The sequence below is a fragment of the Pseudomonas sp. GM17 genome (assembly GCF_000282175.2).
GTDB lineage: Bacteria > Pseudomonadota > Gammaproteobacteria > Pseudomonadales > Pseudomonadaceae > Aquipseudomonas > Aquipseudomonas chlororaphis.
In genome coordinates, this window is the sequence record NZ_CP124732.1 from 1,905,136 (window position 1) to 1,928,011 (window position 22,876).

Here is a 22,876-nt window from a genome sequence, read left to right on the forward strand (position 1 = left end):
TGTTCTTGTTCCATTATTTCCGGGGCACTTCATGCAAAACTCAATCGGCGCACCTAAGCAGAGGCTCAGTCTCAGCGATCCACGAGTGCGTGCGTGGCTATTCCAGATCATCACCGTCGTGGCCGTGATCTCGCTTGGCTGGTACTTGTTCGATAACACGCAAACCAACCTTCAGCACCGGGGGATTACCTCCGGCTTCGACTTTCTCGAGCGCAGCGCCGGCTTCGGCATCGCTCAGCACCTGATCTCCTACACCGAAGCGGACAGCTATGCCCGGGTGTTCGTGATCGGCCTGCTCAACACCCTGCTGGTGACATTCATCGGCGTGATCCTGGCGACCATTCTCGGTTTCATCGTCGGTGTGGCGCGCCTGTCGCAGAACTGGATCATCAGCAAACTGGCGACCGTGTATGTGGAAGTGTTCCGCAACATTCCGCCGCTGCTGCAAATCCTGTTCTGGTATTTCGCGGTGTTCCTGACCATGCCGGGGCCGCGTAACAGCCACAACTTCGGCGACACCTTCTTCGTCAGCAGCCGTGGCCTGAACATGCCGGCGGCCCTGGTGGCCGACGGCTTCTGGCCGTTCGTGATCAGCCTGGTGGTGGCGATTGTCGCCATCGTGCTGATGTGCCGCTGGGCCAACAAGCGCTTCGAAGACACCGGCGTGCCGTTCCACAAGTTCTGGACCGGCCTGGCGCTGTTCCTGGCGATCCCGGCGCTGTGCACGCTGCTTTTCGGCGCCCCGGTGCATTGGGAAATGCCGGAGCTCAAGGGCTTCAACTTCGTCGGCGGCTGGGTGCTGATCCCGGAACTGCTGGCCCTGACCCTGGCCCTGACCGTCTACACCGCGGCGTTCATCGCCGAGATCGTGCGTTCGGGGATCAAGTCGGTGAGCCATGGCCAGACCGAAGCGGCCCGTTCCCTCGGCCTGCGCAACGGTCCGACCCTGCGCAAGGTGATCATCCCGCAAGCCCTGCGGGTGATCATTCCGCCGCTGACCAGCCAATACCTGAACCTGGCGAAGAACTCGTCCCTGGCGGCGGGTATCGGTTATCCGGAAATGGTTTCGCTATTCGCCGGTACCGTGCTCAACCAGACCGGCCAGGCCATCGAAGTCATTGCCATCACCATGAGCGTGTACCTGGCGATCAGCATCAGCATTTCCCTGCTGATGAACTGGTACAACAAGCGCATTGCGCTGATCGAGCGGTGAGGAAACGCGCATGAGCACTCATACTTTCAAACCCGACATGCCACCGCCGAGCAGCAGCATCGGGATCGTGGCGTGGATGCGGGCACACATGTTCTCCAGCTGGATCAACACCCTGCTGACCCTGTTTGCCTTCTACCTGATCTACCTGGTGGTGCCGCCGATCCTCAGCTGGGCGATTTTCGACGCCAACTGGGTGGGCACCACCCGCGCCGACTGCACCAAGGAGGGCGCCTGCTGGGTGTTCATCCAGCAGCGCTTCGGCCAGTTCATGTACGGCTACTACCCGGCGGACCTGCGCTGGCGCGTGGACCTGACCGTGTGGCTGGCGGTGATTGGCGTGGCGCCCTTGTTCATCGCCCGGGTTCCGCACAAGGCCATTTATGGCCTGAGCTTCCTGGTGCTGTACCCGATCATTGCCTACTTCCTGCTGCATGGCGGCCTGTTTGGCATGGCCAACGTCGCCACCAGCCAGTGGGGCGGCCTGATGCTGACCCTGGTGATCGCCACCGTCGGCATCGCCGGCGCCTTGCCCCTGGGCATCGTGCTGGCCTTGGGGCGACGCTCGAACATGCCGGCGATTCGTGTGGTCTGCGTGACCTTCATCGAGTTCTGGCGTGGCGTGCCGTTGATCACCGTGCTGTTCATGTCCTCGGTGATGCTGCCGCTGTTCCTGCCCGAAGGCATGAACTTCGACAAGCTGCTGCGGGCGCTGATCGGGGTGATCCTGTTCCAGTCGGCGTATATCGCCGAAGTGGTGCGCGGCGGCCTGCAGGCGATTCCCAAGGGGCAGTACGAAGCGGCTGCGGCCATGGGCCTGGGCTACTGGCGCAGCATGGGCCTGGTGATCCTGCCGCAAGCCCTGAAGCTGGTGATCCCCGGCATCGTCAACACCTTCATCGCCCTGTTCAAGGACACTAGCCTGGTGATCATCATCGGCCTGTTCGACCTGCTCAACAGCGTGAAGCAAGCTGCCGCCGACCCGAAATGGCTTGGCATGGCCACCGAAGGCTATGTCTTCGCGGCCCTGGTGTTCTGGATTTTCTGTTTTGGTATGTCCCGCTACTCCATGCATCTGGAGCGTAAGTTGGACACAGGCCACAAGCGTTAGGAGTATCTCCATGAGTGAAGCGATCAAAAAGCCTGTGAGCCCTGAAGGCATTATTCAGATGCAGGGCGTGAACAAGTGGTACGGCCAGTTCCACGTGCTCAAGGACATCAACCTCAACGTCAAGCAGGGCGAGCGCATCGTCCTGTGCGGGCCTTCGGGCTCGGGCAAGTCCACCACCATCCGCTGCCTGAACCGCCTGGAAGAACACCAGCAGGGCCGCATCGTGGTCGATGGCGTGGAGCTGACCAACGACCTCAAGCAGATCGAGGCGATCCGTCGTGAAGTCGGCATGGTGTTCCAGCACTTCAACCTGTTCCCGCACCTGACCATCCTGCAGAACTGCACCCTGGCGCCGATGTGGGTACGCAAGATGCCCAAGCGCAAGGCCGAGGAAATCGCCATGCATTACCTGGAGCGCGTACGCATTCCGGAGCAGGCGAACAAGTACCCGGGCCAGCTCTCCGGCGGTCAGCAGCAGCGCGTGGCAATTGCCCGGGCGCTGTGCATGAAGCCGAAGATCATGCTGTTCGACGAGCCGACGTCGGCCCTCGACCCGGAAATGGTGAAAGAGGTTCTGGACACCATGATCGGCCTGGCCGAAGACGGCATGACCATGCTCTGCGTGACCCACGAAATGGGCTTTGCGCGCACCGTGGCCAACCGGGTGATCTTCATGGACAAGGGTGAAATCGTCGAACAGGCCGCGCCTAACGACTTCTTCGACAACCCGCAGAACGAGCGGACCAAGCTGTTCCTGAGCCAGATCCTGCACTGATCCAGGTACCGTCTTGAAAATGAACCCGGCCTGGCGTCGGGTTTATTTTTGCCTGGGATTTCACGACGTCGCGCCGCGTGCCTGGTGCGGATCGTTGTCGGCCGCGGGGGCTTGTTGTTCGCTGAGTGCCTGCACGTCGGCCATCAGCTGCGGATGACGATCGAGCAGGCGCATCAACATGAACAGCGGCTGGGGCGGGGCGACCTCGCCGCGTTCGTAGCGGGAGAAGGCGTTGTGCCCGCCGCCGGAGAGCAGCTTTACCGCATCCTTCTGCGAGAGGTGCAGCTTGCGGCGGATGCGTTTCATCTCGCTGGCCATGAACTGCCGGCAATCTTCCAGCAATTGGTCGCCGGCGCTGGCGTAGCGTTCGGCGCTGGCCGGGTCGAATTCGACTTCCCCACAGGCCTGGCACTCCCAGCCATCCAGGCCGTCGATTTGCCGCAGCAGGTGCTTGTAATCGATCAGCTCGCTGCGATTGTTGAACGGCTGCATGCCGGCCGGGGCACCGCAGCTGACGCATTGTCTTTGTTTCATGGATGTTTCTCCTTGAAGGAGATCACTGGGGGACCGCCGCCGGGGCGGTAAGTGACGTTGATGTACAGCTCCACGGAGTCGATGTGCGTGTAATACACGTCCTGCCAGATTCGATGATCGAGATAGCTGGTCATCGACTTGTAGAGCATTTTTCCCTGCAGCCCGGCAATCACCTGCTGCATGTCCCGGCAGGTCAGGCCGAGGTGCCGGCCGCTGACCAGGGCGGTTCGGGTAAAGGCGGCTGCCCCCAGCCGGGCGACATCTGCCTTGATCACCGACAGGTCGTAATGAGGTGTGTGCTTTTCCATAAGACACCTGGAGTCGAGATGAAATTACCCTTAAAGGGTTTTTTAGCAATCGGATTTCCTTTCCGCTTGCTACATGCATGCATCGGCTTTGTTGTTCACCCACGCGAAGCTGACTAATATGCCAAAAAAATTCATCCGATGATTGGATGAAAAGGCGACAGCACATGACAGAAAATTCTCCTTTGATTAAACGTTCCCTGGTCGATCAGGCCCTGGAACAGCTGCGCCAGCGCATCAATGACGGTGTATGGAGCATCGGCCAGCGCCTGCCGACCGAGCCGGAGCTGGCGGCGGAGCTGGGCATCAGCCGCAATACCGTGCGCGAAGCCATGCGAGTCCTGGCGTTTTCCGGCCTGGTGGAGATTCGCCAGGGCGACGGTAGTTACCTGCGTGCGGTGGTCGATCCGCTGGATACCCTCAAGGCCCTGTCCCAGTGCTCCCTGGAGCAGGCGCGCGAAACCCGGCAGATCATCGAGACGGAGGCCATCGGCCTGGCGGCCCTGCGGCGTACCGACCAGGACCTGCTGGCGTTGCGCGAAGCCCTGGCTCTCAGTGGCGATCACTATCACGGCGATCTGGAGAGCTATATCGCCTGCGACCTGGTGTTTCACGGGCGCCTGGTGGACGCCGCGCATAATCCCACCCTCAGCGAGCTGTACCGCTATTTCTCCAGTGTGGTCGGCGCGCAACTGCGCCAGACCCTGAACATCCATCCCCGGCGCCAGGCGGTGTTCGATCTGCACATCGACCTGCTGGACGCCGTCGAGCAGCGCGACCCGGAGCGGGCCAAGGCCATTTCCAGGCAGCTGATCAATGAACCTTGAGACCGAGAGCACCATGTCCAGCCACCAGGCCAATAACCCACCACCTATTGCTGTCCCTCGACGCGAGGCCGAGCTCGAAGAGTTGTTGATCGACGCCGAAGCCGACGATGCCGAGGTCCAGCAGAGCCACCCGGCGCCGAGTCGCCCGTGGCTGTTGCTGCTGGGGCTGATCCTGGTGGCGCTGAACCTGCGCCCGGCGCTGTCGAGCATGGCACCGCTGCTCAGCGAGGTGTCGCACAGCCTCGGGCTGTCGGCGGCCCAGGCCGGCCTGCTGACCACCTTGCCGGTGCTGTGCCTGGGCCTGTTCGCCCCCCTGGCCCCGGTACTGGCGCGGCGCTTCGGCGCCGAGCGCGTGGTGCTTGGCATCCTGCTGACGCTGGCAGGCGGGATCATCCTGCGCAGTTCCCTGGGAGACGTCGGACTGTTCGCCGGCAGCATCCTCGGTGGCGCCAGCATCGGCGTGATCGGGGTGTTGCTGCCGGGCATCGTCAAGCGCGATTTCGCCAAACACGCGGGCACCATGACCGGCGTCTACACCATGGCCCTGTGCCTGGGCGCGGCGATGGCCGCGGGGGCGACCGTGCCCTTGAGCCAGCACTTCGATAACAGCTGGGCGCTGGGCCTCGGCTTCTGGGTGCTGCCGGCGCTGGTAGCGGCGCTGTTCTGGCTGCCCCAGGTCGGCAAGCGGCAGGGCGCGCACCATGTGGCCTATCGGGTGCGCGGTTTGCTGCGCGACCCGCTGGCCTGGCAAGTGACACTGTACATGGGCCTGCAATCCTCGTTGGCCTACATCGTATTCGGCTGGCTGCCGTCGATCCTTATCGGTCGCGGCCTGAGCCCGACCCAGGCGGGGCTGGTGCTGTCCGGCTCGGTGATCGTCCAGCTCGCCAGTTCGCTGGCCGCGCCCTGGCTGGCAACGCGGGGCAAGGATCAGCGCCTGGCGATCGTAGTCGTGATGCTGCTCACCCTCGGCGGCCTGTTCGGCTGCCTGTATGCCCCGCTCGATGGCCTGTGGGGCTGGGCGATCCTGCTGGGCGTGGGGCAGGGCGGCACCTTCAGCCTGGCGCTGACCCTGATCGTTTTGCGTTCGAAGGACGCCCATGTGGCGGCCAATCTGTCGAGCATGGCCCAGGGCTTTGGCTACACCCTGGCCTCCATGGGGCCGTTCGCGGTCGGCCTGGTGCACGACTGGACCGGTGGCTGGACGGCCCTGGGCTGGATTTTCGCGGTGATCGGCCTGGGGGCCATAGTCGCCGGCCTGGGGGCCGGGCGCTCGCTCTATGTGCAGGTCGAAAGCGAAAAAATCTGAGCCAACCCACTGTCGGTATTTGCGCGGCGAATGCCGATAGTGTTTCCCGGGTTTGCAGACTATCGTGCAGGCATCTTTCCCCGAGTCGGAGCCTGTTCATGAGTGATGCCCACCGCGCCTTGATCACTGAGTTCTATAGCGCCTTCCAGCGCCTGGATGCCGAGGCCATGGCCGCCTGCTACACCGAGGATGTGCTGTTCAGTGATCCGGCGTTCGGCGAACTGCGCGGCCGCGATGCCGCTGACATGTGGCGCATGCTCACCACCCGGGCCAAGGACTTCTCCCTGGTCTTCGACAAGGTCCGCGCCGACGAGCGCAGCGGCGAAGCCCACTGTGTGGCGACTTACCTGTTCAGCCAGACCGGTAATACTGTGGTCAACGATATCCAGGCGCGTTTCGTGTTCCGTGACGGCAAGATCTGCGAGCACCACGATCATTTCAATATGTGGCGCTGGGCCCGCCAGGCCCTGGGGACCAAGGGCCTGATCCTCGGCTGGACCCCGCTGCTGAAAAACGCCGTGCGCGCCCAGGCCCGCAAAGGCCTGAAAGCCTTCCAGGCCGGCCGCTGAATCTTCGCCTCTGGTAAGATCGCGGCTTGTTATCCACACGCCGCGATCACCGTGACCCGCCCCAGCCAATCCCCCGTCAACGACGCAGAATCTGTACCCGTGGTGAGCAAACCCTGGTTTGTCTACCTGGTACGTGCCGCCAACGGCGCCCTGTACTGCGGCATCAGCGACGACCCGGTCAAGCGTTTCGCCAAGCACCAGAGCGGCAAGGGCGCACGCTTCTTCCTCTCCAGCCCCGCCGTCGCGCTGGTCTATACCGAAGCCTGCCGCGACAAGAGCGAAGCCCTGCGCCAGGAACGGCTGATCAAGAAGCTTAGGAAAAGCGCCAAGGAGTGCCTGGTGGCCAGTTCGGGCCTGGCCATCTGATCCTGCCGGAGCCGGGTTCTCACCCCTGAAGCCAGCGCAGCAGGGCTTTCAGATTGTTCAATACTGGATTGTTGCTTTGCAGCGCCTGGCTCCAGTCGATGACGATAGCGGCCAGGAAAACCTGAAGAAAGGCCAGGCCGCCGACTATCCAGGAGTAGAAACGATTGAACTTGAGGTTCTCGAATTGCACCTGATCGTTGCTGAGGGACTTTCGTTGGGCGATGCGTTTTTTCAGTAACTCGATTTTCTCCACCAGCCTTTTCAGTTCGTCTTCTGCCTCGGTTCGAAAGCTCGGGCAATAGGACTGATCGCTGAACTGTGTCAGGGCCTCTATCTTTTCCTCGATACGTTCAATCCCTATGTTTGTTTCCAACAGGGTTTGCAGGCTCTCGGAAGTGTTCTGGCTTATGGTCGAGAGCACCGGATTCACGTCGTCCCGGCATTGGTTGTACTGATGCCAGAGTTCCTTGATCAACGACAGGTTGAGGTAGTTGGCCAAGCAGTCGTTTATGTCGTGAGGGTCATTGAGGTTATCGATGAAGAATGCATCCAGGTTCAATGAGCTCGATTCGAAGTTGTATAGGTAGCTGAAGTTGCCCGATTCGTTGTGGTAATAGTCGTAATGTCTGCCGGGTAGCGGCTGATCAGGGAGTAATGGTTATGGTCACTGCTGGCGTAGAGGTTGATGTATGGGGCGCTCAGTTCGCTTTTGAGGCGTCCGGTGGTGATACGGGAGTGGGCTTGTGCACGGATACCCCAAAGTTTGAACAGCTTTTCCGCGACCTGGTGAGCGTCGCCGACAATCCTGTTGACGCCCTGAGTCAATAGTTCCTCTACGTAGTAACTGGAATGAACGATGCGAAAGTTCTTCGAGAAGGGATTTATCGTCTTGAAGGCATGGTAATCGTGGATATGGGAAGTATTCAGGTTGAACAGTTCTGTCTGCGAGCTGTCTTGCAGGGAGAAATCGAGCGCCAGGTAAGTGACACTGTTGGTCAACTCGATGGTGGTGATAGTGCAGGTCCTGAAGGCGTCGGTTTTTACCGATACCCGGCTTGGGTCATAAGGGTTGGTGTCATTGAATGGGATATAGCCAAGCCCCTTGACTGGAAAGATCGCCGCCTCGGTGTGCGGGGTCGAACTTTCAGGGCCGTCTTCGTGGTACGGAGGTTCTTTTCTATGAAACCATCCGCGAAGAGACATCAACTCGGTGGGCGTGATGGGGGTGATGATACTGACCGATCGCCATTGTCCCGGCCCTTCCAGAAGGCTTGCCTGCTGATAGACAGCTGTACTTTCCTTTGGGTTATACAGCTGCGCCGAGTAAAAGAAGAAATGGTTCTTGAACTTATAGGTAAAGAGTTTCGGGAACTTGTAAACGCAAAAATATAAAAAATGGGTGTAATAGGCCCGTACGGGGTTCAGGTGCTTAATGGCCAAAGGCTGGATTCCCTATCATGCTCAGGCGGCTGGTCTGGTGAAGTGCGGTGCCCGATCAGTGTCGGTGATGGATGGTGATCGGACAGGGTATATAGGCTGCCCGGTCTTTGCACGCTAAGCTGGTTCTTCCTACTTATCCGGTGGACCCCAGCATGTCAGAGTTGATTCTGCATCATTACCCGACCTCGCCTTTCGCGGAAAAAGCCCGCCTGTTGCTAGGCTTCAAGGGCTTGTCCTGGCGCTCGGTGAAGATCTCGCCGGTGATGCCCAAACCCGATCTCACGGCCCTCACTGGTGGTTATCGCAAGACCCCGGTGTTGCAGGTCGGTGCCGATATCTATTGCGACACGGCGCTGATCGCCCGGCGGCTGGAGCAGGAAAAGGCCTCGCCGGCACTGTTTCCCGAAGGCTGGGAAATGGTCAGCGCGACCTTCGCGGCCTGGGCCGATTCGGTGGTGTTCCAGCATACGGTGAGCCTGGTGTTCCAGCCTGAGTCGGCGGCCGTGCGTTTCGGCCATTTGCCGCCGGAAGCGGTCAAGGCCTTCATGACCGATCGCGCCGGGCTGTTCAGCGGCGGCAGTTCTACCCGTGTACCGCTGGAGTTGGCCAAGCATCAATGGCCGACGCTCATGGCGCGCCTGGAGTTGCAGTTGCAGCGTGAGGAGGGCGACTTCCTGTTCGGTGAGCCGTCGATTGCCGACTTCGCCATGGCCCACCCCCTGTGGTTCCTCAAGGGCACGCCGGTGACTGCGCCGCTGGTGGACGCCTATCCGGCGGTGTCGGCGTGGCTGGCCCGGGTACTGGGGTTCGGTCATGGTGCTTCGAGTGCCATGACTTCCGAAGAGGCACTCGAAGTGGCGCGCAGGGCTACACCGGCAGCCTTGCCGGATGAAGCCTTCATTGACCCGAACGGCTTCCAGGCTGGCCAGCAGGTGCGGATTGCGGCGACCGACTATGGCGTCGATCCGGTGGAGGGGGAGTTACTGTTTGCCGGGCGCGAGGAGTTGATCCTGCGCCGCGAAGACCCACGTGGCGGATTGGTGCATGTGCATTTCCCGCGTTTCGGGTTCCGTATCGAGGCGCTATAAGGCGGCAGGTCTATTGCAAGCAAGCTCGTTCCGACAGAGGTTGTTCGGCCCTTGTAGGAGCGAGCTTGCTCGCGATGCGTTTAGCGTTGCAACGCCGCCATGATCCCGTCGGGGTCATAGGTACGGATCAAGGTGCCATTGACGTCCAGGATCGGAATTCCGGCGCCGCCCAGCTCGGTATAGGCCTTGCGCGCCTCGGCATCCTTCTCGATATCGAACTCGCGAAAGGCAATGCCCTTCTGATCGAGAAAGCGCCGGGTGGCCTTGCAGTAGCCGCACCAGTCGGTGGCGTAGAGCACCACCCGGGCATTGGCCCGGACCTGCTCGGAGGCGGCCTGCGAGGGGTTGAACAGGTGCTCGATCTTGCCCCAGTTCTGGTACGCCACGACCACCAGCAGGATCAGCAGGAACTTCTTCAGCACGCCCTGCAGCATCAGTTGCGGCGCTTGAGCTGATCGGTCAGTTGGGTCGGCAGGCCCTTGATGATCAGGGTCCCGGCTTCTTCGTCATACTCGATCTTCGAGCCCAGCAGGTGCGCCTCGAAGCTGATGGACAGGCCTTCGGCGCGGCCGGTGAAGCGGCGGAACTGGTTGAGGGTGCGTTTATCCGCCGGGATTTCCGGCGACAGGCCGTAGTCCTTGTTGCGGATGTGATCGTAGAACGCCTTGGGGCGGTCCTCGTCGATCAGCTCCGAGAGTTCTTCCAGGCCCACGGGTTCGCCGAGCTTGGCCTGGCTGCTGGCGTAGTCCACCAGGGCCTTGGTCTTTTCCCGGGCGGACTCTTCCGGCAGGTCTTCGCTTTCGACGAAGTCGCTGAACGCCTTGAGCAGGGTACGGGTCTCGCCCGGGCCATCGACGCCTTCCTGGCAGCCGATGAAGTCGCGGAAGTACTCCGAGACTTTCTTGCCGTTCTTGCCCTTGATGAACGAGATGTATTGTTTCGACTGTTTGTTGTTCTGCCATTCGGAGACGTTGATCCGCGCAGCCAGGTGCAGCTGGCCCAGGTCCAGGTGGCGCGACGGGGTCACGTCCAGCTCGTCGGTCACCGCCACGCCTTCGCTGTGGTGCAGCAGGGCGATGGCCAGGTAGTCGGTCATGCCTTGCTGGTAGTGGGCGAACAGCACGTGGCCGCCGACCGACAGATTGGATTCTTCCATCAGCTTTTGCAGGTGCTCGACCGCGACGCGGCTGAAGGCGGTGAAGTCCTGGCCGCCATCGAGGTATTCCTTCAGCCAGCCGCTGAAGGGAAACGCGCCGGACTCCGGGTGGAACAGACCCCAGGCTTTGCCCTGTTTGGCGTTATAGCTTTCGTTGAGATCGGCGAGCATGTTCTCGATGGCCGCGGATTCAGCCAGTTCGGAATCGCGGGCGTGCAGAACTGCGGGTGTGCCGTCGGGTTTTTTGTCGATCAGGTGGACGATGCAATGGCGGATCGGCATGGGCTTCTCGGCTGGTTGGCGGGAGAGGGCGTGACTCCCCGAAAAAGTGCCCAGTGTACCGCACCCGCTGGTTTTGGCGCTGTTTGAAGGGGGCGGAAGGCGGCCTGGGTCAAGCTTATGCATTTTTTTACGGATTTAGAGCGATAAAGCTGACCAAATGGCTAGGTAGAGGCGGATATTTCCCCGTCTCTGTGCTAGTTTTGCCCCGTCTTACGCGATGTCTCGGCGTTAAGCGTGCATTCAGCATTTGTCAGGTCGAACCAAACCCTGATTTCGGTATCTATAACCCCGATCTTTCGTGGTTGTGACCGGGGTGCCAGATCCACAAGATCTGGCTCGATGGCTGACACTGCACTCTGCAATCCAAATGAATTTGATAGGGAAGGAACACCACAATGGCTATTACTAAAGACCAACTGATCGCTGATATCGCTGAAGCTATCGACGCGCCGAAAACCACCGCGCGTAACGCTCTGGACCAACTGGCCCAGATCGTTGCTGATCAATTGGAAAATGGCGGCGAAATCACTCTGCCAGGTATCGGCAAACTGAAAGTGACCGAGCGTCCTGCCCGTACTGGCCGTAACCCATCGACTGGTGCTGCCATCGAAATCGCTGCCAAGAAAGTTATCAAGCTGGTTGTGGCTAAAGGCCTGACTGACTCGATCAACAAGTAAGACTGCAGTAAGACCGTGCCTCGGAACGCTTCCGGGCACGGTTTTCAGGCTCTAAGGCCGCAACGATTTACGCAAGGTAAATCGCCGTTTTGCCCCTCGTATCTATCCCATCCGAACCCAGCGCTCCTGGCGCCAGGCCTGTTGCTGTGCCTTGTCCTTGAAGGTCCAGGCGACGAAGCGGCTCTGTTTCTGTCCCTGTGACATCTCCACCACCTGGCTCTCCAGGGCTCCGGCCTTTTTCAGCGCGGCCTGAATCGCCGGCAGGTTCGAGGCTTTCGACACCAGGGTGCTGAACCACAACACCTGTTGCGCCACCTGGGCGCTTTCGCCGATCAGCTGGGTCACGAAGCGCGCTTCGCCACCTTCGCACCACAACTCCGCCGCCTGGCCGCCAAAGTTCAGTACCGGCAGCTTGCGCTTGGGATCGGCCTTGCCCAGCGCTCGCCATTTGCGCTGGCTGCCGCGCGTGGCTTCCTCCAGGGAGGCATGGAAGGGCGGGTTGCACAGGGTCAGGTCGAAGCGTTCGTCGCTTTCCAGCAGCCCCAGCAGGATCTGCTTGCGGTTGCTCTGCTGGCGCAGGCCGATGGCCTTGTTCAGGCCGTTGGCCTGGACGATTGCCTTGGCGGCGGCGAGAGCGGTGGTGTCGATGTCGGAACCGAGGAACTGCCAGCGGTAATCGCAGTGGCCGATCAGCGGGTAGATGCAGTTGGCGCCGACCCCGATGTCCAGCACCCGCACCGCCGCGCCGCGGGGAATTACGCCTTCGTTACGCTCGGCCAGCAGGTCGGCCAGGAAATGCACATAGTCGGCACGACCGGGGACTGGAGGGCAGAGGAAGTCGGCCGGAATATCCCAATGGGCGATGCCATAGAACGCCTTGAGCAATGCCCGGTTGAACACCCGCACCGCCGCCGGGTTGGCGAAGTCGATGCTCTCCTTGCCATAGGGATTGATGATCACGAAAGCCCCCAGCTCCGGGGTGCTCTTGATCAACTGGGGAAAGTCATAGCGGCCTTGATGACGATTGCGCGGGTGCAGGCTGGCCTTTTCCCGTGGCGCGACGGCCTTGGCCGGAGCTGCAGGTTGAGGCTTGGTGCGCGAAGCTTTGGGAGGGCGGGGGGCAGTCATGGGCGAAATCGGTTCGGGTATGGCTCAAAGTGGCGCGCATTGTCCCATATCTGCCCGGGCGACGTAGCCTCTGTAGGAGCCGCCGAGGATAACGCGGTGTGCCAGGAATAACGCTTCGCGGGCAAGCCTCGCTCCTACAGAGGCATTAGCTTTTCGGCCGGGCACAAAAAAGGGAGCCCCTTTGCAGGGCTCCCTTTTTTACCGCTCGGATCGCCGTTACAGGCTGGAGATCCGTGCGTGTTGCTCGGCCAGCTTGCCCAGGGCCCGTTCGGCCTCGGCCAGTTTGGCGCGTTCCTTGTCGATGACTTCGGCCGGGGCCTTGTCGACGAAGGCGGCGTTGGATAGTTTGCCGCCGACCCGCTGGACTTCACCCTGCAGACGCTGGATTTCCTTGTCCAGGCGCGCCAGTTCGGCACCCTTGTCGATCAGCCCGGCCATCGGCACCAGCACTTCCATCTCGCCGACCAGGGCGGTGGCGGACAGCGGTGCTTCGTCGCCGGCCTTCAGCACGGTGATCGATTCGAGTTTGGCCAGCTTCTTCAGCAGGGTCTCGTTTTCGCTCAGGCGACGCTGGTCTTCGGGGGTGACGTTCTTCAGGAACAACGCCAGTGGCTTGCCCGGGCCGATGTTCATTTCGGCACGGATGTTACGGGTGCCGAGCATCAGGCCCTTGAGCCATTCGATGTCGTCTTCGGCGGCCTGGTCGATGCGCGCCTCAACGGCCACCGGCCAGGGTTGCAGCATGATGGTCTTGCCCTGGATGCCCGCCAGCGGCGCCAGGCGCTGCCAGATTTCTTCGGTGATGAACGGCATGAACGGGTGGGCCAGGCGCAGCGCCACTTCCAGTACGCGCACCAGGGTGCGGCGGGTGCCGCGCTGGCGCTCGACCGGCGCGTTTTCGTCCCACAGTACCGGCTTGGACAATTCCAGGTACCAGTCGCAGTACTGGTTCCAGATGAACTCGTACAGCGCCTGGGCCGCCAGGTCGAAGCGGAACTGGTCCAACTGGCGGGTCACTTCGGCTTCGGTGCGCTGCAACTGGGAGATGATCCAGCGGTCGGCCAGCGACAGCTCGTAGGCTTCGCCGTTCTGACCGCAGTCTTCGCCCTTGTCCAGCACGTAGCGCGCGGCGTTCCAGATCTTGTTGCAGAAGTTGCGATAGCCTTCGACGCGGCCCATGTCGAACTTGATGTCGCGGCCGGTGGACGCCAGCGAACAGAAGGTGAAACGCAGGGCGTCGGTGCCGTAGCTGGCGATGCCGTCGGCGAACTCCTGGCGGGTCTGCTTCTCGATCTTCTTCGCCAGTTGCGGCTGCATCATGCCGGTGGTGCGTTTCTGCACCAGGGCTTCGAGCTCGATGCCGTCGATGATGTCCAGCGGGTCAAGGACGTTGCCCTTGGACTTGGACATCTTCTGGCCCTGGCCGTCGCGTACCAGGCCGTGTACGTACACGGTCTTGAACGGAACCTGCGGCGTGCCGTCTTCGTTCTTCACCAGGTGCATGGTGAGCATGATCATCCGGGCGACCCAGAAGAAAATGATGTCGAAACCGGTCACCAGCACGTCGGTCGGGTGGAAGGTCTTGAGGAACTCGGTCTGCTCCGGCCAGCCCAGGGTGGAGAAGGTCCACAGGCCCGAACTGAACCAGGTGTCGAGGACGTCGTTATCCTGTTGCAGTGCAACCTCAGGCCCGAGGTTGTGCTTGGCGCGCACCTCGGCTTCGTCGCGGCCTACATAGACCTTGCCCGACTCGTCGTACCAGGCCGGGATGCGGTGGCCCCACCACAGCTGGCGGCTGATGCACCAGTCCTGGATGTCGCGCATCCAGGAGAAGTACATGTTTTCGTATTGTTTTGGCACGAAGGCGATGCGGCCGTCTTCCACGGCGGCAATGGCCGGCTCGGCCAGCGGCTTGGTGGAGACGTACCACTGGTCGGTCAGCCACGGCTCGATGATGGTGCCGGAGCGGTCGCCTTTCGGCACTTTCAGGGCGTGGTCGTCGACGCTGACCAGCAGGCCGGCGGCGTCGAACGCAGCGACGATTTCCTTGCGCGCCTGGAAGCGGTTGAGGCCGGCGAACTCGGCCGGGATCTTGCCGTCGATGCTTTCGTTCAGCGTGCCGTCCAGGTTGAACACCTGGGCGGCTGGCAGTACTTCGGCGTTCTTGTCGAAGATGTTCAGCAGCGGCAGGTTGTGGCGCTTGCCGACTTCATAGTCGTTGAAATCGTGGGCCGGGGTGATCTTCACGCAGCCGGTGCCGAATTCAGGGTCGCAGTAATCGTCGCCGATGATCGGGATGCGACGACCCACCAGCGGCAGCTCGACGAACTTGCCGATCAGCGCCTTGTAGCGTTCATCGTTCGGGTTAACGGCCACGGCGGAGTCGCCGAGCATGGTTTCCGGACGGGTGGTGGCAACGATCAGGTAGTCCAGGCCTTCAGCGGTCTTGGCGCCGTCGGCCAGCGGGTAGCGCAGGTTCCACAGCGAGCCTTTCTCGTCGTGGTTTTCCACTTCGAGGTCGGAGATCGCGGTGTGCAGCTTGGTGTCCCAGTTGACCAGACGCTTGCCGCGGTAGATCAGGCCGTCTTCGTGCAGGCGCACGAAGGCTTCCTTGACGGCTTCGGAAAGACCGTCGTCCATGGTGAAGCGCTCGCGGCTCCAGTCGACGGACGAGCCCAGGCGGCGGATCTGACGGCTGATGTTGCCGCCGGACTGATCCTTCCACTCCCAGACTTTCTCGAGGAATTTTTCCCGACCCAGATCGTGACGATTCTGGCCCTGGGCTTCGATCTGACGCTCCACCAGCATCTGGGTGGCGATACCGGCGTGGTCGGTACCCGGCTGCCACAGGGTGTTGCGGCCCTGCATGCGGCGGAAGCGGATCAAGGCATCCATGATCGCGTTGTTGAAGCCATGGCCCATGTGCAGGCTGCCAGTGACGTTCGGTGGCGGAATCATGATGGTGTACGAGTCGCCCGCGCCTTGCGGGGCGAAGTAATTCTCTGACTCCCAGGTCTGGTACCAGGAAGTTTCAATGGCGTGCGGCTGGTAGGTCTTATCCATGCGCGGCGGGACCCTATTGGCATTTATTCAGGAAAAGCCGGGAAGTATAGCGGAGGGGGGCAGTTGCAAGCTACAAGCCGCAAGCTGCAAGAGGTGGGCGTCCTTCCTGGCTTTTACTTGCTGCTTATAGCTTGCCGCTTGAAGCTGCGGCGAGCAGCCGTTCCATCCGCGCATCGAGGCGGCGCTTGATCTCGGTTTCGATGTGCGGGGCGAAGTCGTCGATCACGTCTTGCATGATCAGTTGCGCGGCGGCGCGCAGTTCGCTGTCCAGGTGCAGCAGGGCATCCTGGCTCTTGGGTGGTGCTGGTGCGGGTTTTGGTGTCGGTGCCAGTGTAGGGGCTGGCGCGGCAACTACGGGGGCGGGTTGTGGTTCGACCACCGGAGCGGGAGCCGGTTGTGGTTCTGCCGGCGCCTGTTCGTGGGTTTCGACGGCAGGCTTGCCGCCGACCATGTCGAACAGCAGCGGAATCTGCACTTCGCCGTCGACGGTCTCGGTCAGCAGCGGAGGTTGCAGGTCGTCATCGCCGAGCAGTTGGCGGATGGACTCGAGGTCATCCAGCAGGTGCGCGGACTTTTGCAGCGGTTTGGGAGTGTCCATCGATGGCTCAGAGTCGCTGTAAACGGTGATCTTGCAGAGGATAGCCCTGTTCGCGGTAGAAACGGAAACTCTCGCGAGCGGCCTGGCGGATAGTCGGGTCTTCCACCACCACTTCGGCGATGCGGGCGAAACGCTGGGCAAATGCCGGGACTTTCAGGTCCAGGTTGACCAGCAGGTCATGGTGCTCGCCGGGGTCATCGCCCAGGCCGAGAACGATCAGGCCATCCGGTTCGCTTTCGGCGGGGCCGTGGGGCACGAAGGTTTCGCCCTTGAAGCGCCACAACCGGGCATCGAGCTCATCGCGCTGGGCCGCGTCGCTGCAATGCAGGTAGATGCGGTGCCCCATGCGCCAGGCTTTGTCGGTGAGCTTGCAGGCGAAATCCAGGCGCGCCGAAGGATCCGCGCTGGGAAGGATATAGAAGTCGACTTTGGTCATTGCGGTTCCTGAACCCGGGAGTGCGCCGTGTGTGGGCGCACCCCGAGGTCATAGGTTTCAGGCTTTGGCGCGGTCCAGCAGGTACTGGGTCAGCAGGGGAACCGGACGGCCAGTGGCGCCCTTGTCCTTGCCGCCGCTGGTCCAGGCGGTACCGGCGATATCCAGGTGCGCCCAGTTGTACTGCTTGGTGAAACGCGACAGGAAGCAGGCAGCGGTAATGGTGCCGGCTTTCGGCCCGCCGATGTTGGCGATGTCGGCGAACGGGCTGTCCAGCTGTTCCTGGTACTCGTCGAACAGAGGCAGTTGCCAGGCACGGTCGTCAGCCTGGACGCCGGCGCTCAGCAACTGGCCGATCAATTCGTCGTTGTTGCCCAGGAGGCCCGAGGTGTGGGAACCGAGGGCGACCACGCAGGCGCCGGTCAGGGTGGCGATATCGATCACCGCCTGTGGCTTGAAGCGCTCGGCGTAGGTCAGGGCATCGCACAGCACCAGGCGGCCTTCGGCGTCGGTGTTGAGGATTTCCACGGTCTGGCCGCTCATGGTGGTGACGATGTCGCCCGGACGCGAAGCGGTGCCGCTCGGCATGTTCTCGGCGCAGGCCAGGATGCACACCAGGTTGATCGGCAGCTTGAGTTCCAGTACGGCGCGCAGGGTGCCGAACACGCTGGCGGCGCCACCCATGTCGTACTTCATTTCATCCATGCCGGCGCCAGGCTTGAGGCTGATGCCGCCGGTGTCGAAGGTGATGCCCTTGCCGACCAGGGTGTACGGCTTCTCGGACTTCTTGCCGCCGTTGTATTGCATGACGATCAGGCGCGGCGGCTGGGCGCTGCCCTGGCCCACGGCATAGAACGAGCCCATGCCCAGTTCCTTGATCTTCTTCTCGTCGAGGACTTCGACTTTCAGGGCCTTGAATTCCTTGCCCAGGGCCTTGGCCTGTTCGCCGAGGAAGGTCGGGTGGCAGATATTCGGCGGCAGGTTGCCCAGGTTGCGGGTGAATGCCATGCCGTTGGCGATCGCCTTGGCGTGGGCCACGGCGCGCTCGACTTCGGCCTGCGCGGCCTTGATGGTCAGCAGGGTGATTTTCTTCAGGGCGCGCGGTTCGGCTTTCTGGCTCTTGAACTGGTCGAAGCTGTATTCGCCGTCCACCAGGGTTTCCGCCAGCAGGCGGGTCTTGCCGTAGCTGTCGCGGCCCTTGACCACCACTTCGTCCAGCGCCAGTACGGCATCGCTGCCACCCAGGCCTTTGAGGGTATTGAGGATGCCACTGACGATCTTGCGGAACGGGCGGTCGCCCAGTTCGGCGTCCTTGCCGGTGCCGACCAGCAGGACGCGTTCGGCCTTCAGGTTCGGCAGGGCGTGCAGCAGCAGGCTCTGGCCGATCTTGCCGTCCAGGTCGCCGCGCTTGAGTACCGCGCCGATGGCGCCGCCACTGAGCTCGTCGAGTTGTTTGGCAACGCTGCCGAGCTTGCGGCCTTCGCCGACGGCGACCACCAGGGTGGCGGTCTTCAACGTTTCCGGGCTAACGCTTTTTACAACCAGTTCCATGTCCGGGTCCCTGAATTAATGGTCAAAGAGCGCAGGGCCAATGCCGTGCGCCGGGCTTGTCATGTATGCAGCTTTTATAAGGAAGAGGCGTCGGCAGCGGCCAACGACAGGGCCGCCAGTTTGAACCCCGGCGGTCGAGGCTGACAACCCTCCCATGAGCGAACTTCGCCGCTTTAGAGGCCTGCGTGAGCATGCGCAGTGACAGGCGCATGCAATCACAGGATAATGCGCCATCTTTTTCGGCGGCTCGGCTTCACGGGCCGTGTTTGCTTGTTTGGCCGCCTTAGCCTGACAACCCTGGAGTGTCTGGTTTGATCGTCTTCCGTTATCTATCCCGCGAAGTGTTGCTGACCCTGAGCGCCGTGAGCGCTGTACTGCTGGTCATCATCATGAGCGGACGTTTCGTCAAATACCTCGCGCAAGCGGCCTCGGGCGCACTGGACCCGGGCTCGCTGTTCCTGATCATGGGGGTCCGCATGCCGGGCTTCCTGCAATTGATCCTGCCCCTGGGGCTGTTCCTCGGCATTCTGCTGGCCTATGGCCGGCTGTACCTCGAAAGCGAAATGACTGTGCTTTCGGCCACCGGCATGAGCCAGCAGCGCCTGCTGGGCATGACCATGATTCCGGCGACCCTGGTTGCCTTGATCGTGGCCTGGCTGAGCCTGAGCCTGGCGCCTCAGGGCGCCAACCAGTTCCAGCTGATCCTCAACAAGCAGGATGCTCTGACCGAATTCGATACCTTGGTGCCAGGCCGTTTCCAGGCCCTCAACGACGGCACGCGGGTGACCTACACCGAACAGTTGTCCGATGACCGGACCAACCTCGGTGGCGTGTTCATTTCGGAAAAACGCCTGAGCCAGGACAAGAAGGACCAGGGCATCTCGGTGCTGGTGGCGGAGAAGGGGCACCAGGACGTTCGTCCGGACGGCAACCGCTACCTGATTCTGGAAAACGGTTATCGCTACGACGGTAATCCGGGCCAGGCTGATTACCGGATCATCAAGTACGACACCTACGGCGTGTTGCTGGCCAAGCCGGATGTCAGTGAAGAAGTTACCGACCGTGACGCCATGCCGACCCGCGATCTGATCGGCAACCCGGACCTGCGCGCCCATGCCGAGCTGCAATGGCGTATTTCCCTGCCGCTTCTGGTGTTTGTCGTGACCCTGATGGCGGTGCCGCTGTCCCGGGTCAACCCGCGCCAGGGGCGTTTCCTCAAGCTGTTGCCGGCGATTCTTCTTTATATGGCTTACCTGACCATCCTGATCGCGGCCCGTGGCTCGCTGGAAAAAGGCAAGCTGCCGCAGGCGCTGGGCCTGTGGTGGGTACACGGACTGTTTCTATTGATTGGCCTCGGGTTGCTGTACTGGGAACCCTTGCGCCTGAAACTGGCGAGCCGCCGCAGCATGAAGGAGGTGGCTCGTGGTTAAGCTCGATCGCTACATCGGTAACAGTGTCCTGCTGGCCATCCTGGCGGTACTGGGGATCATTCTCGGCCTGGCGTCGCTGTTCGCCTTCATCGACGAGATGGGCAGCGTCAGTGACAACTACACCGTGATGGATGTGTTGAGTTTCGTGGTCATGACGGCGCCTCGCCGGCTCTACGAAATGCTGCCGATGGCGGCCCTGATCGGCTGCCTGATTGGCCTGGGCAGCCTGGCCAGCAACAGTGAGCTGACCATCATGCGGGCCGCTGGGGTGTCCATCGGGCGGATCGTCTGGGCGGTGATGAAGCCGATGCTGTTCCTGATGGTGGCGGGTGTGCTGATCGGCGAGTACGTCGCTCCTGCCACGGAAAGCCAGGCGCAGGCCAGTCGTGCGCTGGCCCAGGGTTCGGGCGATGCGCAAAGTTCCAAGCGCGGCCTGTGGCACCGCCAGGGTGAGGAGTTCATCCACATCAACGCCGTGCAACCCAACGGCCTGCTGTATGGCGTGACCCGTTATCACTTCGACGATCAGCGGCACATGCTGTCCTCGAGCTTCGCTCGCCAGGCCCGTTTCGAAGAAAACTACTGGCAACTGAGCGACGTCACCACCACCTATTTCCGCGAGGGCAGCACCGAAGTCATCAACGTCCCGCAGGAACGTTGGGACGTGGCCTTGAGCCCGCAATTGCTGAGTACTGTGGTGATGGCGCCGGAGTCGCTGTCGATCAGCGGTCTGTGGGGGTATATCCATTACCTGGCCGACCAGGGCCTGAACAACGGTCGCTACTGGCTGGCGTTCTGGGTCAAGGTGCTGCAACCGCTGGTCACCGCGGCCCTGGTATTGATGGCGATCTCGTTCATTTTCGGTCCGCTGCGTTCCGTGACGCTCGGCCAGCGGGTGTTCACCGGCGTGCTGGTGGGATTCACCTTCCGCATCGCCCAGGACCTGCTGGGGCCGTCGAGCCTGGTATTCGGTTTCTCGCCGCTGTTCGCGGTGCTGGTTCCCGCCGGGATCTGTGCCCTGGCCGGGGTCTGGCTGTTGCGCCGGGCCGGCTGACCGGCGCCAATGCCGCCAGTCTTACGCAAAACGCCCCTGTCGAAAGACCGGGGCGTTTTGCGTTTGCGCGCCCCTGACAGGCGAACGTGACGCTTGCGTCGTCTATCAGGTACAATTCCCGGCTATTTTTCGGCGGGCTATGCCTGCAGCCTTTTTGAGTGTTGATCCGTGAGTGATTTGAGTCATATCCGCAATTTCTCCATCATCGCCCACATTGACCATGGCAAGTCGACTCTGGCCGATCGCTTCATCCAGATGTGCGGCGGCCTGGCCGAGCGTGAAATGGAAGCCCAGGTCCTGGACTCCATGGACCTTGAGCGGGAACGCGGGATCACCATCAAGGCCCACAGCGTTACCCTCTATTACAAAGCCCGCGACGGCATCACCTACCAGCTGAACTTCATCGACACCCCTGGCCACGTGGACTTCACCTATGAAGTCAGCCGGTCGCTGGCCGCCTGTGAAGGCGCCTTGCTGGTGGTTGACGCCGGCCAGGGCGTGGAAGCGCAGTCGGTCGCCAACTGCTACACCGCCATCGAGCAGGGCCTGGAGGTCATGCCGGTGCTGAACAAGATCGATCTGCCACAGGCCGATCCGGACCGGGTCAAGGAAGAGATCGAGAAGATCATCGGTATCGATGCCACCGACGCCGTGACCTGCAGCGCCAAGACCGGCCTGGGTGTCGACGAGGTGCTGGAGCGCCTGGTCACCACCATTCCCGCGCCGACCGGCAACATCGAGGACCCGCTGCAAGCGTTGATCATCGACTCCTGGTTCGACAACTACCTGGGCGTCGTGTCCCTGGTTCGCGTGCGCCATGGCCGCGTGAAGAAGGGCGACAAGATCCTGGTGAAATCCACCGGCAAGATCCACCTGGTGGACAGCGTCGGTGTATTCAACCCGAAACACACCGCCACCACCGACCTGAAGGCTGGTGAAGTAGGCTTCATCATCGCCGGTATCAAGGACATTCACGGTGCGCCGGTAGGTGACACCCTGACCCTGAGCTCGACCCCCGACGTCGAAGTGCTGCCTGGCTTCAAGCGCATTCAGCCGCAGGTCTACGCCGGCCTGTTCCCGGTCAGCTCCGACGACTTCGAAGACTTCCGCGAAGCCCTGCAAAAGCTCACGCTGAACGACTCGTCGCTGCAATACACCCCGGAAAGCTCCGACGCACTGGGCTTTGGCTTCCGTTGCGGCTTCCTCGGCATGCTGCACATGGAAATCATCCAGGAGCGCCTGGAGCGCGAATACGACCTGGACCTGATCACCACGGCGCCGACGGTGATTTTCGAACTGCAACTGAAGAATGGTGAGACGATCTACGTCGATAACCCATCGAAGTTGCCGGATCTATCGTCCATCGAAGACATGCGCGAGCCGATCGTGCGGGCCAATATCCTGGTGCCGCAAGAGCACCTGGGTAACGTCATTACCCTGTGTATCGAGAAGCGCGGCATACAGCACGACATGCTGTTCCTCGGCAGCCAGGTCCAGGTGACCTACGACCTGCCGATGAACGAAGTGGTCCTGGATTTCTTCGACCGCCTCAAATCCACCAGTCGTGGCTATGCTTCGCTGGATTATCATTTCGATCGCTACCAATCGGCTAATCTGGTCAAGCTGGATGTGCTGATCAACGGTGAGAAAGTCGACGCCCTGGCATTGATCGTGCACCGTGACAACGCGCACTACAAAGGGCGTGCGTTGACCGAAAAGATGAAGGAACTGATTCCTCGGCAGATGTTCGACGTGGCAATCCAGGCCGCCATTGGTGGGCAGATTGTGGCGCGGACAACCGTCAAGGCGCTCAGAAAGAACGTGCTGGCCAAATGCTACGGTGGTGACGTTAGCCGTAAGCGCAAGCTGTTGGAAAAGCAGAAGGCCGGTAAGAAACGCATGAAGCAAGTGGGTAACGTGGAGATTCCACAAGAAGCCTTCCTTGCTGTGCTCAGGTTGGATAGTTAGGT

Annotated in this window: 23 protein-coding genes; 12 read left to right on the forward strand and 11 right to left on the reverse strand. The window is 61.5% G+C overall.

The window, feature by feature from the left end:
- The first annotated feature begins 31 nt into the window (after positions 1–31).
- From PMI20_RS08485 to PMI20_RS08495, 3 genes are read left to right on the forward strand one after another with little or no spacing between them, the layout of a single operon-like run.
- A complete protein-coding gene (locus PMI20_RS08485) occupies positions 32–1,213 on the forward strand; it encodes an amino acid ABC transporter permease (RefSeq protein ID WP_007932112.1) in 1,182 nt (393 codons plus the stop codon).
- Between the two features lie 10 nt (positions 1,214–1,223).
- On the forward strand, positions 1,224–2,321 hold the full coding sequence (locus PMI20_RS08490; protein WP_007932114.1) for an amino acid ABC transporter permease: 1,098 nt from the start codon (positions 1,224–1,226) through the stop codon (positions 2,319–2,321).
- A 10-nt stretch (positions 2,322–2,331) separates the two neighbouring features.
- Positions 2,332–3,096: an amino acid ABC transporter ATP-binding protein gene (locus PMI20_RS08495; protein WP_007932116.1), complete on the forward strand. Its 765-nt coding sequence runs from the start codon at positions 2,332–2,334 to the stop codon at positions 3,094–3,096.
- A gap of 60 nt (positions 3,097–3,156) precedes the next feature.
- Here the strand turns inward: PMI20_RS08495 and PMI20_RS08500 are convergent, their stop codons facing one another.
- Positions 3,157–3,630, reverse strand: a complete 474-nt coding sequence (locus PMI20_RS08500; protein WP_007932118.1) for a type II toxin-antitoxin system MqsA family antitoxin — start codon at positions 3,628–3,630, stop codon at positions 3,157–3,159.
- Positions 3,627–3,938 (reverse strand): type II toxin-antitoxin system MqsR family toxin, encoded by a 312-nt coding sequence (locus PMI20_RS08505; protein ID WP_007932120.1) that lies wholly within the window; start codon positions 3,936–3,938, stop codon positions 3,627–3,629. Before PMI20_RS08505 ends, PMI20_RS08500 begins: the two co-directional genes overlap by 4 nt.
- Positions 3,939–4,102: 164 nt before the next feature.
- Between PMI20_RS08505 and PMI20_RS08510 the strand changes: the two genes are divergently transcribed.
- The 4 genes from PMI20_RS08510 (at position 4,103) to PMI20_RS08525 (ending at position 7,006) form a co-directional block, all read left to right on the forward strand.
- Complete coding sequence (locus PMI20_RS08510) at positions 4,103–4,762, forward strand: FadR/GntR family transcriptional regulator (protein WP_007932122.1); 660 nt, start codon at positions 4,103–4,105, stop codon at positions 4,760–4,762.
- Positions 4,752–6,071, forward strand: a complete 1,320-nt coding sequence (locus tag PMI20_RS08515) for a CynX/NimT family MFS transporter (RefSeq protein ID WP_007932124.1) — start codon at positions 4,752–4,754, stop codon at positions 6,069–6,071. The genes PMI20_RS08510 and PMI20_RS08515 overlap by 11 nt, the downstream gene beginning before the upstream one ends.
- A 98-nt stretch (positions 6,072–6,169) precedes the next feature.
- Positions 6,170–6,640, forward strand: a complete 471-nt coding sequence (locus tag PMI20_RS08520) for a nuclear transport factor 2 family protein (protein WP_007932127.1) — start codon at positions 6,170–6,172, stop codon at positions 6,638–6,640.
- Positions 6,641–6,691: 51 nt separating this feature from the next.
- Positions 6,692–7,006, forward strand: coding sequence for a GIY-YIG nuclease family protein (locus PMI20_RS08525; protein ID WP_007932129.1), 315 nt, complete (start codon positions 6,692–6,694; stop codon positions 7,004–7,006).
- 19 nt (positions 7,007–7,025) lie between these two features.
- Here the strand turns inward: PMI20_RS08525 and PMI20_RS08530 are convergent, their stop codons facing one another.
- Complete coding sequence (locus PMI20_RS08530) at positions 7,026–7,565, reverse strand: hypothetical protein (protein ID WP_284172216.1); 540 nt, start codon at positions 7,563–7,565, stop codon at positions 7,026–7,028.
- Complete coding sequence (locus PMI20_RS08535; RefSeq protein WP_284172218.1) at positions 7,562–8,446, reverse strand: hypothetical protein; 885 nt, start codon at positions 8,444–8,446, stop codon at positions 7,562–7,564. The genes PMI20_RS08530 and PMI20_RS08535 overlap by 4 nt, the downstream gene beginning before the upstream one ends.
- A 152-nt stretch (positions 8,447–8,598) precedes the next feature.
- On the opposite strand from PMI20_RS08535, the gene PMI20_RS08540 reads away from it, so the two are divergent.
- Positions 8,599–9,534, forward strand: a complete 936-nt coding sequence (locus PMI20_RS08540) for a glutathione S-transferase family protein (RefSeq protein ID WP_007932132.1) — start codon at positions 8,599–8,601, stop codon at positions 9,532–9,534.
- 80 nt (positions 9,535–9,614) lie between these two features.
- On the opposite strand, the gene PMI20_RS08545 is transcribed toward PMI20_RS08540, so the two are convergent.
- The gene (locus PMI20_RS08545; protein ID WP_007932134.1) at positions 9,615–9,968 is read right to left on the reverse strand and encodes a glutaredoxin family protein; all 354 of its coding nucleotides are present in this window, start codon (positions 9,966–9,968) and stop codon (positions 9,615–9,617) included.
- Positions 9,968–10,972 (reverse strand): nucleoid-associated protein YejK, encoded by a 1,005-nt coding sequence (yejK, locus tag PMI20_RS08550; RefSeq protein ID WP_007932136.1) that lies wholly within the window; start codon positions 10,970–10,972, stop codon positions 9,968–9,970. Before yejK ends, PMI20_RS08545 begins: the two co-directional genes overlap by 1 nt.
- A gap of 395 nt (positions 10,973–11,367) precedes the next feature.
- Here yejK and PMI20_RS08555 point away from each other — a divergent pair, with 395 nt between their 5' ends.
- Positions 11,368–11,649 (forward strand): HU family DNA-binding protein, encoded by a 282-nt coding sequence (locus PMI20_RS08555; protein WP_007932138.1) that lies wholly within the window; start codon positions 11,368–11,370, stop codon positions 11,647–11,649.
- A 102-nt stretch (positions 11,650–11,751) separates the two neighbouring features.
- Here PMI20_RS08555 and rlmF read toward each other — a convergent pair whose 3' ends face one another.
- From rlmF to PMI20_RS08580, 5 genes are all read right to left on the reverse strand, one after another.
- Complete coding sequence (gene rlmF / locus PMI20_RS08560) at positions 11,752–12,777, reverse strand: 23S rRNA (adenine(1618)-N(6))-methyltransferase RlmF (protein ID WP_007932141.1); 1,026 nt, start codon at positions 12,775–12,777, stop codon at positions 11,752–11,754.
- 216 nt (positions 12,778–12,993) lie between these two features.
- Positions 12,994–15,840 carry a valine--tRNA ligase gene (locus PMI20_RS08565; RefSeq protein ID WP_007932143.1) on the reverse strand — a complete coding sequence of 949 codons (2,847 nt, stop codon included), beginning with the start codon at positions 15,838–15,840 and terminating at the stop codon, positions 12,994–12,996.
- Positions 15,841–15,964: 124 nt separating this feature from the next.
- Positions 15,965–16,438 (reverse strand): hypothetical protein, encoded by a 474-nt coding sequence (locus PMI20_RS08570; protein WP_007932145.1) that lies wholly within the window; start codon positions 16,436–16,438, stop codon positions 15,965–15,967.
- Positions 16,439–16,445: 7 nt separating this feature from the next.
- A complete protein-coding gene (locus tag PMI20_RS08575; RefSeq protein ID WP_007932146.1) occupies positions 16,446–16,874 on the reverse strand; it encodes a DNA polymerase III subunit chi in 429 nt (142 codons plus the stop codon).
- Positions 16,875–16,931: 57 nt separating this feature from the next.
- Complete coding sequence (locus tag PMI20_RS08580; RefSeq protein ID WP_007932148.1) at positions 16,932–18,422, reverse strand: leucyl aminopeptidase; 1,491 nt, start codon at positions 18,420–18,422, stop codon at positions 16,932–16,934.
- A 311-nt stretch (positions 18,423–18,733) separates the two neighbouring features.
- Between PMI20_RS08580 and lptF the strand changes: the two genes are divergently transcribed.
- The 3 genes from lptF (at position 18,734) to lepA (ending at position 22,874) form a co-directional block, all read left to right on the forward strand.
- Positions 18,734–19,852, forward strand: coding sequence for an LPS export ABC transporter permease LptF (gene lptF, locus PMI20_RS08585; RefSeq protein WP_007932149.1), 1,119 nt, complete (start codon positions 18,734–18,736; stop codon positions 19,850–19,852).
- A complete protein-coding gene (gene lptG, locus PMI20_RS08590) occupies positions 19,845–20,906 on the forward strand; it encodes an LPS export ABC transporter permease LptG (RefSeq protein WP_007932151.1) in 1,062 nt (353 codons plus the stop codon). Before lptF ends, lptG begins: the two co-directional genes overlap by 8 nt.
- Before the next feature lie 168 nt (positions 20,907–21,074).
- On the forward strand, positions 21,075–22,874 hold the full coding sequence (gene lepA / locus PMI20_RS08595; RefSeq protein WP_007932152.1) for a translation elongation factor 4: 1,800 nt from the start codon (positions 21,075–21,077) through the stop codon (positions 22,872–22,874).
- Positions 22,875–22,876 lie beyond the last annotated feature (2 nt).